Annotated in this window: 17 protein-coding genes; all 17 read right to left on the bottom strand. The window is 43.9% G+C overall.

All coding sequences use genetic code 11. The features are described 5' to 3' along the window. Positions 1-4490, bottom strand: a 4490-nt coding sequence (locus tag A9Z07_RS06935; protein ID WP_069577764.1) for a tape measure protein, incomplete at its 3' end; no start/stop codon positions are given. A 99-nt stretch (positions 4491-4589) separates the two neighbouring features. Beyond that, entirely contained in the window at positions 4590-4916 is a 327-nt protein-coding gene (locus tag A9Z07_RS06930; protein WP_227516936.1) for a hypothetical protein, read from the bottom strand. Between the two features lie 76 nt (positions 4917-4992). Beyond that, positions 4993-5160: a hypothetical protein gene (locus tag A9Z07_RS18030; RefSeq protein ID WP_005231588.1), complete on the bottom strand. Its 168-nt coding sequence runs from the start codon at positions 5158-5160 to the stop codon at positions 4993-4995. Positions 5161-5258: 98 nt separating this feature from the next. Beyond that, complete coding sequence (locus A9Z07_RS06925) at positions 5259-5774, bottom strand: hypothetical protein (RefSeq protein ID WP_069577763.1); 516 nt, start codon at positions 5772-5774, stop codon at positions 5259-5261. 91 nt (positions 5775-5865) lie between these two features. Continuing rightward, positions 5866-6783: a phage tail tube protein gene (locus A9Z07_RS06920; protein WP_069577762.1), complete on the bottom strand. Its 918-nt coding sequence runs from the start codon at positions 6781-6783 to the stop codon at positions 5866-5868. Between the two features lie 49 nt (positions 6784-6832). After that, the gene (locus tag A9Z07_RS06915) at positions 6833-7852 is read right to left on the bottom strand and encodes a phage tail protein (RefSeq protein ID WP_069577761.1); all 1020 of its coding nucleotides are present in this window, start codon (positions 7850-7852) and stop codon (positions 6833-6835) included. Further along, positions 7852-8205 (bottom strand): hypothetical protein, encoded by a 354-nt coding sequence (locus A9Z07_RS06910; protein ID WP_069577760.1) that lies wholly within the window; start codon positions 8203-8205, stop codon positions 7852-7854. Before A9Z07_RS06910 ends, A9Z07_RS06915 begins: the two co-directional genes overlap by 1 nt. A gap of 99 nt (positions 8206-8304) precedes the next feature. Then, positions 8305-8703 carry a phage tail terminator-like protein gene (locus A9Z07_RS06905; protein WP_069577759.1) on the bottom strand — a complete coding sequence of 133 codons (399 nt, stop codon included), beginning with the start codon at positions 8701-8703 and terminating at the stop codon, positions 8305-8307. 1 nt (position 8704) lies between these two features. Continuing rightward, positions 8705-9073 (bottom strand): hypothetical protein, encoded by a 369-nt coding sequence (locus tag A9Z07_RS06900; RefSeq protein ID WP_069577758.1) that lies wholly within the window; start codon positions 9071-9073, stop codon positions 8705-8707. A gap of 40 nt (positions 9074-9113) precedes the next feature. Next, positions 9114-9593, bottom strand: a complete 480-nt coding sequence (locus tag A9Z07_RS17945) for a hypothetical protein (RefSeq protein ID WP_081406414.1) — start codon at positions 9591-9593, stop codon at positions 9114-9116. Positions 9594-9655: 62 nt separating this feature from the next. Then, entirely contained in the window at positions 9656-10024 is a 369-nt protein-coding gene (locus tag A9Z07_RS06890) for a glutamate 5-kinase (RefSeq protein ID WP_069577757.1), read from the bottom strand. Beyond that, positions 10024-10404 (bottom strand): hypothetical protein, encoded by a 381-nt coding sequence (locus A9Z07_RS06885; RefSeq protein ID WP_069577756.1) that lies wholly within the window; start codon positions 10402-10404, stop codon positions 10024-10026. The genes A9Z07_RS06890 and A9Z07_RS06885 overlap by 1 nt, the downstream gene beginning before the upstream one ends. Before the next feature lie 3 nt (positions 10405-10407). Beyond that, on the bottom strand, positions 10408-10782 hold the full coding sequence (locus A9Z07_RS06880; protein ID WP_069577755.1) for a HeH/LEM domain-containing protein: 375 nt from the start codon (positions 10780-10782) through the stop codon (positions 10408-10410). Between the two features lie 87 nt (positions 10783-10869). Further along, positions 10870-11820 carry a major capsid protein gene (locus A9Z07_RS06875; RefSeq protein WP_069577754.1) on the bottom strand — a complete coding sequence of 317 codons (951 nt, stop codon included), beginning with the start codon at positions 11818-11820 and terminating at the stop codon, positions 10870-10872. A gap of 16 nt (positions 11821-11836) precedes the next feature. Next, on the bottom strand, positions 11837-12628 hold the full coding sequence (locus tag A9Z07_RS06870; RefSeq protein WP_069577753.1) for a hypothetical protein: 792 nt from the start codon (positions 12626-12628) through the stop codon (positions 11837-11839). 223 nt (positions 12629-12851) lie between these two features. Beyond that, the gene (locus A9Z07_RS06865; RefSeq protein WP_069577752.1) at positions 12852-13958 is read right to left on the bottom strand and encodes a minor capsid protein; all 1107 of its coding nucleotides are present in this window, start codon (positions 13956-13958) and stop codon (positions 12852-12854) included. A gap of 9 nt (positions 13959-13967) precedes the next feature. Continuing rightward, complete coding sequence (locus A9Z07_RS06860; RefSeq protein ID WP_069577751.1) at positions 13968-15308, bottom strand: DUF4055 domain-containing protein; 1341 nt, start codon at positions 15306-15308, stop codon at positions 13968-13970. Positions 15309-15334: the final 26 nt, after the last annotated feature.

The following is a 15334-nucleotide window of genomic DNA, read 5'->3' as shown; positions in this document are numbered from 1 at the left end:
CGATTACGCCGTGCAGTCGTGTTAGTTGAAATGGCTCGACTGATCGGCGAGTTAGGTTCCTTGATTTGATCACTCACAATCTTCGGCACCTCACGTGGAAGCGTCCTATCCAATTCATCTTTTACAATCAATCGAACAGTATTCTCATCCAGTTGCTCTGCTTCAACCGCTACCCCTTTCACCTGGTTCACCACTTCAATTTTAAAATTGATCGTAGGTGCAGTTGGTTGAACTGAAGCTATCGCCTCAGCCTGTGGCCGTGCAGATCTGCCCAAAGTGAAATCATGGACATCCTCAAGATTAGATCGATCCTGAACCAGACCATTCGGGGAGAAATACACTTTGCCATCATGGTACAGGTCCGTACCGGTAGAGATCTTTGGATTATCTGCAGTCTGATTCGCCTTATAGATAATCTGGCCATCTCCGGATTGATTGAAGATGTTTGATTTCTTCTGGCTTTCCATAAAGGCATTTGAGCTCATCAGTGCACGGCGCATAATATTTTCAGCCGAGCTGTTTTTGAGAAATGCTTCAGGATTCGCACTCTTACGCATACTCTCAACTAAATTGACACCGCCCCAGCGTTTAATATCATCCTGCGACCATACGATCTCGCCTTTATGAACAGATCCGGCAACCTCGTATTTACCACCTTTACCCGTATAACCACCCTCAGCAAAGCCTTGGTCCTTAATTGCACGGATATTGCTGATAATGCTGGCACCTTGCGCAATCGCCCCTGCAATTAATGGCAAGTTTTGAGGGAAACCAACCTTGGCAGCCTGAGCAATATTCTGTTGAATCGCAATACCGGCTGCTGCAATTGCATAGGCTTTATCTGCAGCAAACATGATTTTATAGGCCTTGGATTGCTCACCGAACATAGATCCAAACATCGATGTTACTGAACCAATCATTTGCCCACCGAGAGCAATTTGTGCATTCAATCTATCTTGTTGGTACTTGTCTTCAATCTCTTGGGCATTTTGAGCATATTCATCATAGATGATATTGCGTTGCTCAAGAGCGGCTTGCATGATCGCTGTTTTCTGATCCTCAAAATCTTGCTGTGTTAAAAGACCGGCCTGGAGTTTGGAGTTGATATCTTCAATACCACTCTGCTCGTTGTAGTCAACCGCTGTAGATTTGCTATCAAACAGATCCTGAGCTGCACCAAGACGGCTAAACCGGTCTTGATCCTGTCTATAGAAATCGCTGGTACCATTCATATCAGCCTGAATACTTCCCCAGTTCTGAACAGCACCGGTTATCTTGTCACGCATCTCCTTTTCCTGATTGGCTTTGGAGAACGTAATCAGTTTTTGGCGCTCTTCAATGCTCAGCTTGGTATTTTTTAGAATCTCCTCCCGTTCTAATCGATACCGTTCCTGCATTGCTTCAGTTTCAGACATCAAGACTAATTTAGCCTGGAACAGTCGCTGTTCTTGGGCCAGTTGCATCAACCCTAGCTCTTGCTGATATTGTTGCTCCAGCAATTCAACAGCCTGTTTCTGTTCAGCCTTACTGAGTTCAATATCATGGGCAGCATTGAATTTTTTACGGGCAAAGCTTTCTTCCAGTAACTCAGCTTCAGTTTTTTGGAACTCCTTATAGTCCTCCAATTTCGTTCTAAGGGCTTGTTTCGCGATAGCGATATCATTATCGGCGCGACGATTTAACTCTGCCTTGATTTCAGCAGAGCGTTCTGGTGAAAAGCCTGCCTTGTCTACATCCTCCAAGCGAACAGTCAAATTACTTTTAATTCGTTGGACTTCACTGGCCACCTCATTTTCCAGTGCACGTTGAGCATCCATTTGTTTCTCTATTTGAGACTGAATATCAACTCCCGCTTTATCACTGCCCTTGCTTGCACCGCCTTTAACCTTGCCTTGCATTTTTGGAGACTGGTGAAGCAGTTTTAAAACCACACCATCCTCAAAAGTCACGGTGCTGTAATACCCACCGCCTTTCGGATCATAGGCAGTCTGTACATCTTTAACGGCGACATTCGTAGTGATTGGTGTACCAACTGGCATTGCAAAATCAATCCCCTTATGAAATGAAGAAGCCCCTGCAGTAGGGGCTTTTCTTGGTCCATAATTGGAACTGATCCGATATGAGGATAAAGGTTTATCAGCCGCCTTTAAGCGGGCCAAATGCTCATTACTGACTTTCTGGCCAGACAACGAACCACCATACCGAACATCAAGATGAGCACCGGTACCAATTCCAGAATTACCAGAGATCCCGACTAGACGTTTACTGACTTTTTCCTGCTTAGTTAACTCATTCGTAGAATCCTTTAAAGCTTTATTTTTGGCCTCAATAACTTTCGTATTCTCTTGCTCCATGGAAAGAATTTCTAAACCAGCTTGGTATAATTCATTGGTAATTTTCACACCATTTTTTCGCGCCCAATTCGCAGTGTCTACCATTTGCTTTACTTGATCCGCTGTATAGTTTTTGGCGAGTAAATTCTTGGTTAAACGTGCATCAAATTCACGATCAAATAATGAGTCTGCATATTTCTTTTGAGCCTCTTTTGCAGCCAAAGCAGCCTTTTCATTTTCAGTTAACGACTTGGTATTTTTATCAAGACCGACAATCGCATTCTCAGCCTTATTCCCTGCAAGTGATACTTCAATCCCAAATAAACTATAGGTTTTTTTGGTTTTGTTTGCAGCCTCAGCCGCCGCATCATAGGCTTTGACTTGCTTAAGTAATGCATCCCTGAGATCAGAAGGAATTTTCTGATCCTTCAGTTGCTCTATCGCTTCAGTATATGAAATGGTACCAAGTCGAGCCTTATTTGAGATATCGGTAACTTTTACATTACCTACTGCATAGTTTTGAATGGCAATTAATGCTGATGCGACCGCCTGCTCTTGTTGCTTCAACTTCTTGTTTTGATCATCCAATGTTGCAGCGAGATCAGCTAGCTTCTCTTTACGTTGCTCCTCACTCAGCGCCTTGATTTCATCTTTAGTTAACTTTGCAGCCTCAGCCTGCTCTTTTAACTTTGCCGTTGCCTCCTCTGCCTTACCATTGAAATAAGAGTAAGCGGCAGTCAAACCGGCCACGCCCAAGGTAATTGCACCTATTGGTCCACCAATTAAGGCAAACGCTCCACTAGCCAATCTTCCTACATTGATAGATGCAGCTGCAAGACGTCCTTGCGCTGCTGTTTGTGCATTCGTAGCAGCAGTGACCGCTGCTTGAGCTTGTGCATAACGTGTTGCCGCTACCGTAGCGCCGTATTTAGCCTGTGCCGCTGCATTTGTCGCTTGAACATTTGCAAGATGTGCTTTAGCCGCATTAAGTGTTGCTGTTGCTTCTGCAACCTCAGCCTGAGCATTTGCAACAGATGCCTGACGACTGCGGATGGTTGAGATAATCCCGGTATCGGTGGCAACAGTTTTGGCAATAATTGTCTTGGTTAAATAAGCAAGACCGCCTGCCGCCGCTGCATTCATTACAATATCAATATTATCGGCTAATAATCCCAAGCCTGCTGCTGCAGTATTAGTTGCACCTGTGCTCTGATTGATTTCACCAAGTAACTTGGTCACGGCATTTGACAATGTAGTCACACCATCTGCCAGACTATTTTCCATTGCATCAGCTAATTCTTGATTTGAATCTCTGGTAGCTTTAAGTGTCTTGATCAGATCTTCTAAAGAGATTTTACCGGTCGCGCCTAGCTCACGAATTTGAACCTCTGTCTTGCCTGTGGTTTTAGCCATATCTGCAATAATGTTATCGGCAGCGGTAACAATCGAGATCCAGGCATCAGCATCAATTTTGCCTTTGGCCATAGATTTAGAAAATGCATCAATTGCTGATTGCGCCTGATCAGCACGTGCAGCATTTGCCGTAAATGAAAAGGAAAGTGAGTCAGACACATCCAAGGTATCATTGGTGGCGTAACCTAAGGCTTTCATCCCACCAGCCAAGCCTAAATAGACTTCCTGCGCTTCACCTAAGGCACGGTAAGTGCTTTTTGTAGACGCATATAGACGCTCCTGAACAAGATCAAACTCAGCAGCACTATCTGTTGCATTACGAATACGTGCTGCCATCTGAGTTGCACCATCAGCTCTGGCAATTGCTTCATTTACAGTAACCAGACCCACCATAAAACTGGCCAAGGCTTTAATCGATGTCCCATAGGAATGAATCGACTTTTCCTGTTTATCCAGTTCCTGCGAAGTATTTTTAATTTCCTGTGAAAACTTTTGGTTCTGCTGAGTTGCCTGCTTGGTGACTTCAACCGTTTTTTGTACGGATGTGTTGGCATTGTTTACCGTGGTATTAAAGTTCTGGACAATGTTATTGGTCACAGAAAACTGTTTACCCATGTCCTTTGTAGATTGTGATGCTGAATCGCCACGCTCAGTAATTCTAGACATTTCATCAGCCAAGGCTTTGGCATTGCGTTCAGCGTTTTGTGAGTCAATTACGATGACTAAGCGGGATTCTTGCGTCATAGTTACTTTCCTTTAGGCCATAAAAAAACCGCCTTAAAGGCGGCCATAAATCTGATATAAAAAAACCCCGCATTGCAGGGTTATATATTTTTAATTAACTTAATCTTTAAATGTGTCAAGGCAGACCATTAAAGCTTCATTTGCAAATTCTGTTTCTGCTTCTTTCTTTTTTTCTTCACTATTCCATAGAGGGCTTTTATAAGCATCTTTTATAATTGACAGATACAATCCTCTAATTGCCGGATTCTTTACATTACTCTCAATTAACTTAATTGAATCTAAAGCTTGTCCACCATGTTGTCTCTTGTACATAATGCTTTTTGCATAATCTGAGATAGACTCACAATATTTAAGCTTTAATGAATGATCGTCTGCAAACAAAATTCCAGAAAAGCCCATTAATAAACAAAAAAGTATTTTTTTCATTAAACTACCCATTAATATCAATGAGGGGAATTTAACAGCTCATATAATAAATAACCACCCTTAGGTGGTCATCACATTATCTTGTTTGAGTATTTGCAGTTTTAGCCTTCACCTTTTTATAGGCCTCTTCCAGAAACAGATCATCCAGCGCAAAGATGCAGTCGTTAAAGATATGTGGACCAACAGGCAGATCATTATGCTCGGCATAAACATTAATGGCCTGCTGGTCTATTGATAACGGCATACCCTGCTCATATCGTCTGGATCTACAAATTGTGCTGAAGGCTAAGAGAATTGATTCAGCAGCATAAGATGATTCCGGTGGCTCAGGAATATGGCCACCTAAGAACTTGATTTGTTCGATTTCGTGCGGCGATTTCGATGCGTACGTTTTCTGGTATTTGTAGAGTTCAATGACTTTCCCAGGATAACTGCCTTGTCCTTATCCGCATTCTCCTGGATCTTCTGAGCTTCAGTTTTAACGAATAACCAGATGGCAACACCGATATCACCCAGGTTAAAAAGCTTTGAAGCATTCTCTGCTGTGTATGGCATGTCAGTCTCTACTGTCTTACCATCAACCACTTCTGCAAACACTACACCCTTCCAGTCCTCAACCAGATGCGCTGCACATGCATCCATAAGCAGCTCATGATAGAGCTTGTCAGCTGGATCTGTAGCCATCACGTCATAGCCTTTTGATGTAATCTGATTACCGGCCCGTTCAATTGCGACCTGAAACGGTTTATAGGCAATTCCACGGATCTTGAATTCGGCCTGAACCTCACCTTTATCGTTCTTGAACTGGCACCACTTAGATGCTTCTGAACTTTGTACAATACCGACTTTTAACGCCATAACGACCTCTAAAATTTAAGCAATAAAAAAGCCCATGACACTGCATAGGCTTTGGTTATGATTTAATAAATAATTACGTTATACCCGCTCACTACACCAGTGCACGTACAATGGTTGGGCTGGTACGCACTTGGGCAAAGTTGATGTCTACAGTGATGATGTCATCACCACCGCCATCAGGGTGATTGGCTTCCATGACTTCCAGCTGCGGGAAATTAAGTGAGTACTTACTGCCTTTGTTGTCCGTGATATCAAAAACCAGTGTGAACACATCACGAGTTTTAATCGCATCAATCCAGGCAGCTGATGTCGCCGAGAACATGAAATTACCGTTTACGCCGATATCCATCATCTTCTCTAAGTAGAACTCTGGAGTGTATTTGCCAGATCCAATACAGCGGATCGCCTCCAGGTTGTTATTAAAGTTAATGGTGAGTGACTGCAGACAAGCTTTACCTTGGATCGACTGACCATTAATCAGTAACTTTTCAACATTTGGCATGCTGACAACCGGACGACTTGAAGCTGGTACCGGATTGGTTACTGGATTCACTTGCTGACGAGTGAATGAACTACCGACCAGACCAAAGTTGCCTGTAATCTTTCCTGTAGTTTGAATCGTGATTTCACCGGTATTGACCTGTACACCACGATAGATGAACACCTGGCCAACATCTTCATAGACTTTAACCAAGGTCAGCGATTTACGGATACCGCCGCCAAAGCTTAACGAATTTGCCGCCCAATTATTAAAGGCCAGCACACTCAGGAATAAGTCAAAGGTACCAAGTGATAATTCAAATTCCAGCTGGCCAGTGACTTCAGCTTCAGTTACCGAAGCACCCTGACGGAAACGTGAATCAACGACTTCATTGCTTTGTTCGGTAGATACGTTTTCTGATAATCCATCGGTTACACGGCGAACGGTGTACCAGACCGGATTTGCTGGAGTAGTACCGAGCACTGCCTCTTCACAAGCATATAACCGGATTTTTGCGCCTGAACTCATTTATTGTTCTCCAAATTTTAGGCATTAAAAAACCCGCTTTCGCGGGCTATTAAAGTGATTCGTTTGACGGTTCGTCCTGGATTTCTGGTGGCTCTACACCGTCCATGGCAGCTGCCACGGCCTGAGCCAGATTGGTTGGCTGGAACTCCACAGGCGTTTCAGAAATGGCATCACCCATTTCATTAAGTAACTGCTCTTCCGAGATAGGCTCTTCATGTAAGCGGACATCAATCCAGCGACCTGCAGGTATATCGAGAGGATTGTCCAGGTCAGCCACGACTGCAGCAATCTCGAAGTCAAACTTGCGCTTGTAGGTTTTAATCGAGATATCGCCGTTCTCTAGTGTTTCATAGAGTACTGCGACGACAGTATTACCATTGGCATCTTTAGGGATCTCGATGTACCAGCCTTCCTGCGCTAAACCCAAGGATCCTTTAAGCAGATAATCACCAGTCCCTACACGCTCAAATGTGATTGGCTGTTCCTTCGCATCTTCATTCAACTCGATCGAGTTGGCATAGAGCTTTACAATTGGTGAGGCTGCCTTAATGAAACCATTGGCATCAACTGTGGTACTGGCTGTACTTAGAATTTTGAAGAAGCGTTGAACTGTTGCACTTCCGTTATTCAATGTTAGACAACCACAATAAATATCATGCCGCACATTCATCGGATAAAACATGGCATAGCCATTAGCAACACTTGTACTAAATGTGCTCATTGCAAACGTACCTGCAGGAAGACCATGTGCTGCCGAGTTATCACCTGTTGCGCGTCTACATAAACTTGTAACTTCACCTACGCTCAATGGTGGAGTTGAAACTACCACTGGGTTGTTATCGCCGATTCCGAAATCCCCAACCTTTAAAACCCGACCTGTAGTGGCATCTTCTCTTGAAGCTGTTAATGTGCCTTGTGCAGCATTACCCAGCCCAGTCACCTGCGTCCAGTCAGGTGTCAAATTTGGAATGCCTGAGGCAAATGGCAACATAAACTGCTGTTTACCTTGGGCAGCATTATAGGGATATGGACGATGCTCCCAGTTAAATTTAAAGACAAGATTGGCCATTATGCTGTCACTCCCTCAATGACCTGAAACGTCAAAGTTTCAGAATGTTGGGTTACACCGTTCACCACGGCCTTAAGATCCATCTGGACCAGTCCCAGTGGCCATGCTGCAGTACTGGCTCCCGACTTCACATTCAACCAGCCTTTCTGTGTAGCCTGATTTAATGCAGCACAGGTTAAAGTTGCCACGGCAGCACCGGTATCCAAAGCCTTAACCTGAGAAGTAAAAGCATAACCGGTCAGGTTAATCGCACGGCGCACATCATCAGGCGGGAATTGCAGAGTCTCATCTGTATCGACAAGCTGCAAATTCAGGTTAAAGGTGTCACCGCGCTTAAAAACAAAATTGCTCATAAGTGATTCCTATAGACATAAAAAAACCACCGATGAGGTGGTAGTCAAAATAAAAAATCGCCCTTAGGCGACCATTCAATAAATCTTATTCTGTTTTGCTCAATTTACTTTATAGCCGATCGTTACGTTGTACTGGATGAAATCGCTATCCTTGCCTGCATTGATGGCTTGCCCCTGCAGACATTCCAGATGCTCAATATTGAAATACTCGAAATGAGCCAGTAATGCATCGCTGAGCTCGGTAATCGCTTTCTCTCCAGTATGGAGTCGATCGAAGCATTGAATCATGATATTACCGGTTCGCCGTGTACAAGGCTTATCAGCTATACCCGAAATAAAGCTTGATCCACCTGCAATCGTTAAACGACACCAAAGGCCATTTTTAGGCACTTTAAATTCTGGTGCATTCGGATACTGGATCCGCGCTTGATCGATGCCAGTGAAGCCCTGCATGCGTCCAATAATGGCTTGTCTCGCCTGCTCTAATGTCATTGCCATGTCAGCCACCATACTTTTGGGAAATAAAGTTAAATGTGATGCCATAAATACCTTGGCCAGCCTGCTGCGACCATCCATTCTCTAAGCGTTCTGCATATGGAAGGTTGTTCTGGATGTAAACCAAGTTTCCCAGCTTGATTTTAACCGCCTGGACTGCAGCATCCTGATTGGCATTTACCTCAGGTCCACGGACACCCATATCAGAAGATCCGATAGAAACAATGTGTGAAGCACGGTATGCACCTGTGTCGACTGGGCTGGTATTAACCAAGGACTGAACCGTATCCATCACAATATTTTTTACATGCGCTTCTGAATCGCTGACGATCTGCACGGCGAATTCAGTTGGTTTTTTTCCTTTCCAAGTCATTTTTCACCTATAAAAAAACCACCTTTTGGTGGTTTAGTCACTAGACTGAGAGGAGGTCGATTTTCCAATCATTCCCAAATCTCTCATTTAAGTATTCAGTTATCAATGGATTAAATTTTTCCATCGAGCTTTCAGGCAACATAAATGCATTATTTCCAGTTGTTAATCCGAATCGAGTAATCCCATTCAAAGCATCAACTGAAGAAGTTGTATTTGTGAGAAAAACTGTAGCCTTGCCATCTTTAATAAACTTTTCAATGCCTTTTAAATTTGGTGCTTTTTCTAAGGGTAAAGTGATTTGTATTATGTTGTACTTGCTGCGCTTAGAAGACTCAATAACATAATCAACACCCCTTCTCATCCCATTGCTATAGTTTTGAACAGTTTCATCGGCCTCTTCAAAACTATTTATAACACCATATTTAACCGCTTCGTCTCTTGAGCTTGTTGTTGTAAGCCAACCATCTTCGCTAGGAACCAGATAATTATTAGAATCAATTAATTTAATGATATACCCCATTACATACTCCTTTTATATTTGTAGTGGGGTTATATCTCACTTTCCATAGTCAAAGCAAATACTTACACCTTTCTCAACTGACATTTCCAGATTGTTTCAGCTGGATCCTGCTGAATATGCATGACTCGAAAATTGCCCAGGGGTGTAAACCACTCATCATCAATTTGCGGTGCCATGGTTACTTCATTCTGCAGAACAACCGCCTTTTTATCGGTGGCCAAGACACCGAGCGTCTGGATCTCGTATTGATTGTATGAACCAAACAGCACACCACGACCTTGGTAAAACTGTCTGATTGCGTTAAATCTTTCAGTCAGAGGATCCCAATCTTTTTTGATGATCCGCTCACACGAAAAGGATTGAACAGCATCTGCCAGATCTTCATTAAATGCCCCGGCGATATCTGCCTGCAGTTCATCACGTAAGCCCATTAGATCCTCCGGATAAAGAATACTGAAGAACGTTTAATGAATGGCTTAATCAGATCCAGAATGTATTGTTCAGTAGCATTCAGCTTTACTGATCCATCCTGGTACTCCTTTTCCGACTCAACCGAATCAGCCTTAACCTTTTTACGTTTTAAGGCCTGTTCCTGCCCTTGGTAGAGCACACCCTTCATGATGCCTTTAATGATCTCGTATGAGGCTGTTTTTAGCGCCTTAGGCACTTGTGTCACATCTTCATAAGGTTTCAAATTACGGGCGATCAGATAGGCTTCTGCCTTTTGCAAATAATCAGCCTTATCACTGGCAGATAAAGCATCAAAGCCTTGTACATGTTCAATCGCTTCTTGTTCAGTGATAAAGCTCATGGATTATTCCTTTGACTCTTGAGGAATGAGTGCAAGCAAATCGTCTTTACGGGTAACGCCGTCAAATGAAATGCCTTTTTCAGTTAATACAGCTTTGATTTCATCAACCTTGAGGGTTGAATAATCAATAGGCTTATCCTGTTCCTGATTATCACCTGCAGTATGTTGATCATTTAAAGGTTGGTTATCGCCTGCACCCGTTTGATTCTGATCACCTGCACCGGATTCCAGCTCTGCAATACGCGCTTTCATTGCATCAGGATCATTTTTGAATGCAATAAACTCGCCTTTTACGCCAGCCAGTTGCTCTTCAAGTTCATTCACTTTTTGTTGTGTCATTTGTCGTTCCCGTGCTCGGTTAAATGATGAAAGTCCCATGTGAGGATCTCCAAATATGGTTTTGGGCTGCCTTCCTGTAATTACCGAAAGGCAAAAATAATAAAAGCGGGATATCCCGCCTTTTCGTTATTTGATCTTGTGCTTGAATGCCACGATCCGGATCTGTTTAGGATCGTATACACGCTCCCAGTTTGTGCCCTGGGCAAGACCAGCATTATTCGGTGCAATACCGGTAGCACCCGCCCATTTGATGCCACGTGGATGCAATACAAAGTGACGGCGGTTAATCAAAATGTCAGTACCGGCCAGGCTGTCACGGTCTGTTTCCACACCAACCGGTGCACCGATATCCTGGAAGCCAATCGCACCTTGGCCAAACAGGAATGACGTGAATACATCACCATCCACAGGCATACCATCATCAACAATGACACGGCGGTCCATAAAGGTTTTATAAAGCAATACGCCGTCAGCATCACGGACCGTTTCAATCAGGCCTTGTTTAGATAATGCCGCCATCGTTGCTGAGTGCATTGAGATCGCCGTTAATTTATCGACCGCATCACCAAGCTTGTAAGAAGCATCAACGAAAGAATGGCCATCAATGACTGCAGCTGCGCCAGCACCTGCCGAGATGTCATGCACATTTTCTTTCATGCTGGCTGCACCAAACACACCTTTAAGGGTATTAACGGTAAAGCCTTGGAACTCTCGCGACCAGTAATCTGCGACAAGATCACCCACTGCACCCAATGGATCATCACCGGATAAAGCTTTAGCCAGATCATTAGCTCCCCATGCTTTACCACGCGCATGAAGGATTGCGATATCCTGACCTGAAGTAATGTTGTTTACAGTGAGTGCTTCTGAATCTGACAGCACTTCTGATTCACCGCTTAAATCATTCCAGAAAGGCATGTTAACGGTGCTACCACCTTTACTACCGAAAGCGATCTCAACATCAGGATCACCCACAATGCCGGATTGCCATAATGCAGATTTCTCTGCAGTTTTGTTTAATACGTATGGAGTAAATAGTTCAGGAACGATTACATCAGCAATTTTTGTTTCAGCCATTTGGCCTTCTCCTTAATTAAAGTTTAATACCGTGTTTTGCAGCAAGCTCTTTAGCCAGCTGCGGATTTTCATTTCGTAATTGCGCAAGTTTGGTGAGATTCACAGAGCCATCAGCTTTAAGGATGTCGACCTGACCTTTTGTATTGGAACTACCAGGTGCACCAGTTCCGTTTGCTTTTGGCCAGAAGTACGGCTTTTGCTCGCGTAGGGATTCAACCCACTCTTTTGGTGACAATGGTGTCTTGCCATCTTTACCAATAATCACTTCACCGCTTTCGTCCACCGCTACCGCTTTGCCATCCTCGTCTAATACAAATTTAGACTGGGCAAGAAATGCGATATCTGCAGTCGCCTCTGGTAATGCTTCAAGCTCAACAGCAGCCTGGACAATCTGGCCTTGCACCACCGACTGCTTAAACTTATTGGCATAAGCTTCAGCATTGTTGGCTCGTGTAGTTTCGGCATTGAGCAAACGGGCATGCTCTTCACGCATCTTCTCAGTGCGTTTTTGAATCACTTCGTTTACCTTGCCTTCAGCGATCAGCTTGGCTTCTTCGTCCTGGTCGAGTTGGGCAAATACCTTTTTCACAATTTCCGGATCGATGCCTTCAAATTGTTTCTGCAGGCGTTGTAATTCGCGTTGTGCAGTCTTAGCGGCATCACGCTCGCTTTGTAGTGCAGACTTCAAGCCCTTCGGATCTTCATAGCCTTCTAGGTCAAGGCGGAACTTCCCGTTCTCCTCAACATATAAAGCACGATGTTCTTCTTTGATCTGGTCCAATGAATCCACAATAAATGGCAATGACATGTTCAAACCTCTCGTTTGATTAAGTTGAGCCTTATCTCAAGGCAATAAAAAAGCACCCTAAGGTGCTATGGTTAAAAATAAATTCAATATGGATAATTTGCTTTAGTACGGTTAAAGCTAAGTTCTAAGATGGCCATGTATCTGGGTATCTTCTTTCGAACAAAAGGCACCAAAATTAAATTAGTACTCAGGATATATTGAGCCTCACTCATCGTTATTGGTTTCATAAATCCAACTCCTTAAATGTTCGTTCATCCAACTTTTTGAGCTGGTCCAATGTGTAAAGCTGTCCCTCCGGATCAAAGAACTTATCAAAATCAAAATTCCCCTCTTTGTAGAGCTTGTAGCGTTTCGGGCCTAACCACTCATTTTGAAAGAAATCATCTGTTTTCTTAAAAAACTCTTTGAAAGTTGTGTTGGCATCGATCTGACCAATCAGCTGCTCACGTTCATCTTTAGGTATGTCCTTTATTCGACGTTCATCCATCACAAAAGGACGCTCACCTACTAACAGGCCATCTTTTTCGACAGGTACCAAAATACTCCGGCAGTTTGGGTGAAGTGGCGGTACACGTCTGTCGGGATCGTTGATCTCCCAAACTGAGCCATCCAATGATGCACAGAGCTTTGATGTTCTCCCATCCAAGGTGGCAATAAATCTTTCGTATTTAAAACCGAGCTGGATAAAACTTTCATGATAGGCCTGATTGGCTACATGGCTGCGGACAGTCCTCACCGTACGCTCTATATCTGCTTTGGAGGTACTTAAAAGCCCATCATCATAATTCTGGCGTTTGGTACCACGGATCCGCTGGATGATTTCCTGATTAGTCTTACCGCTGCTGATCCCGTCACGAATTGCATATTCAACTTTCTGCCGAGCACTTATAGCAATTTTGGAAAGTAACTCATCAACCAAAGCACCACCAACTAACGGCGTTTTCTTGGCTGAAGAATAAAGCTTATTTCCGTTCTGCTTTTTGATCTTCCCGCCGTATAGCCTGGCAGTGTAATTCGCCTCATATACAGCCAGAGCTGCAGCTGATACGGCGAATACTTCAGGAATGGAAGTACTTAAACTGGCGAACCATTGAGATATGAGATTTCGTATCTCTTTAAGATTGTTTGTAGTGTATTGGCCACCCGCTAAGGCCACCTTCTCGGAATCGTTCAACTCATCCAGCAGATCCCGAAGTTTTGAAAGCATCGCATCTGATTCAGAATTAAATAACCTGGTTAATTCATTCACCGATTGGGATGATGCTCGATATAAATAAGCCTGGTGCTGAGTGAGGACCTCAATCAGATTTTTTTGATCATTTGAAGCCATTTAGCCCCCTTACAACGGCAAACTATCCCGCTCTTCTTCAACGCGAAGCAACTCATCCTGATAATCATGTGACGGCAATTTACCCGTAGCGATATATTCCCAATATGTCCTGAATGAGTTTTTACCTTGCAGTGCACCTTCATAAAGTTGCTTGGCCAGATTGATATCGTATTGCTGAACAATAAACTCAGGCTTCACCGTAAATGCGTATTTAGACTGATCCAGCTTTAACCACTGAGCCGCATATTTAATGGCCTGCTCGATAGCTTCAGCAGCACACATCACGATGCTATGCAAGCTGGCATGCTGATCATCCTGACGTGCACGGCGTGCTTCACCAGATTCCTGGCTATTGGTATCAATGACCTTTGCACCGGCTTCAAGCGCCGAGTTTTTCTGGGCATCCATTTCCTTCTTGGTCATCTCGATACCAGCACCTGAAATCTCAAGATAGCCACATTCCGCTTCACCTGGTAAATCCCAGACCGCCATTACTCCAGTCACGCTGATATCAGTTCCATCATCCAATCCGCTGATCCATGGTTGTGGGTGCGCCGTATGGTGCAATGACTGGTAGTAGTCTGCACTTAACTGGTAATACTTCAGTGCAGCTTTGGCCATCGTTAATAGTGGTACCGATCCGACATGCGGTGAGTTGTCTGTGGTACCGCAGAATACAAAGGGCGTAAAGGAAAGCTGATTACCACCCAGATCTGGTGTTTTATCTTCAGGGAAAGCGCCGTCAAATAACCGAACTGTTAAAGCGCCGTCTTGCATAGATAAAACACGATGCACGGTTTTAGTATCGTGGCCAAACTCATCTTCGCTATTATCAAACTGCTCCTCAAGCACCAACAGCTTTAAATCCTTACGTCCACCAATACTGTTCTCCTTCCAGTTAATGATTGATAGCGCGTCATACATTGCAAAATAAGGTACGCCGTCGCCATCTACGTCCACCAATAAACCACAGCGGCCACACTCCAGCAGTTCAACACATACCCGGATAAATAACTGCTTAAGCCCAAAACCATCATTGGTCGCATTATTGATCAGCCCCTTAAGCAAAGAACTCTCAATCACGATATCTGGCTCAAGTTTCGAGACTAGGCCAATCATGGTCCGTAATGAATCCTGAACCCATAATGGATACTGAGCACGGTTCACATATGCCTTATAGATCTCGCCTGTAGTATCTCCCTGCTTCTCTGCTTCGATCATGCCTGCAGATTTGGAGAGATACTTCGTTGTGGCTTGCTTAATCTGCTCTTCACCAGCAACAGCATCGCGCATCATCTGCCAGCTTTTTTGTGCAGCAATATACTGCGGATGTTTATCAGTAACTGCCATAAAAACACCATAAAAAAAGCACCGGT

It is taken from the genome of Acinetobacter sp. YK3 (genome assembly GCF_001729365.1).
GTDB lineage: Bacteria > Pseudomonadota > Gammaproteobacteria > Pseudomonadales > Moraxellaceae > Acinetobacter > Acinetobacter vivianii.
Note: the sequence above shows the minus strand (reverse complement) of the source record. Positions and strands in the feature narration are given on the sequence as shown.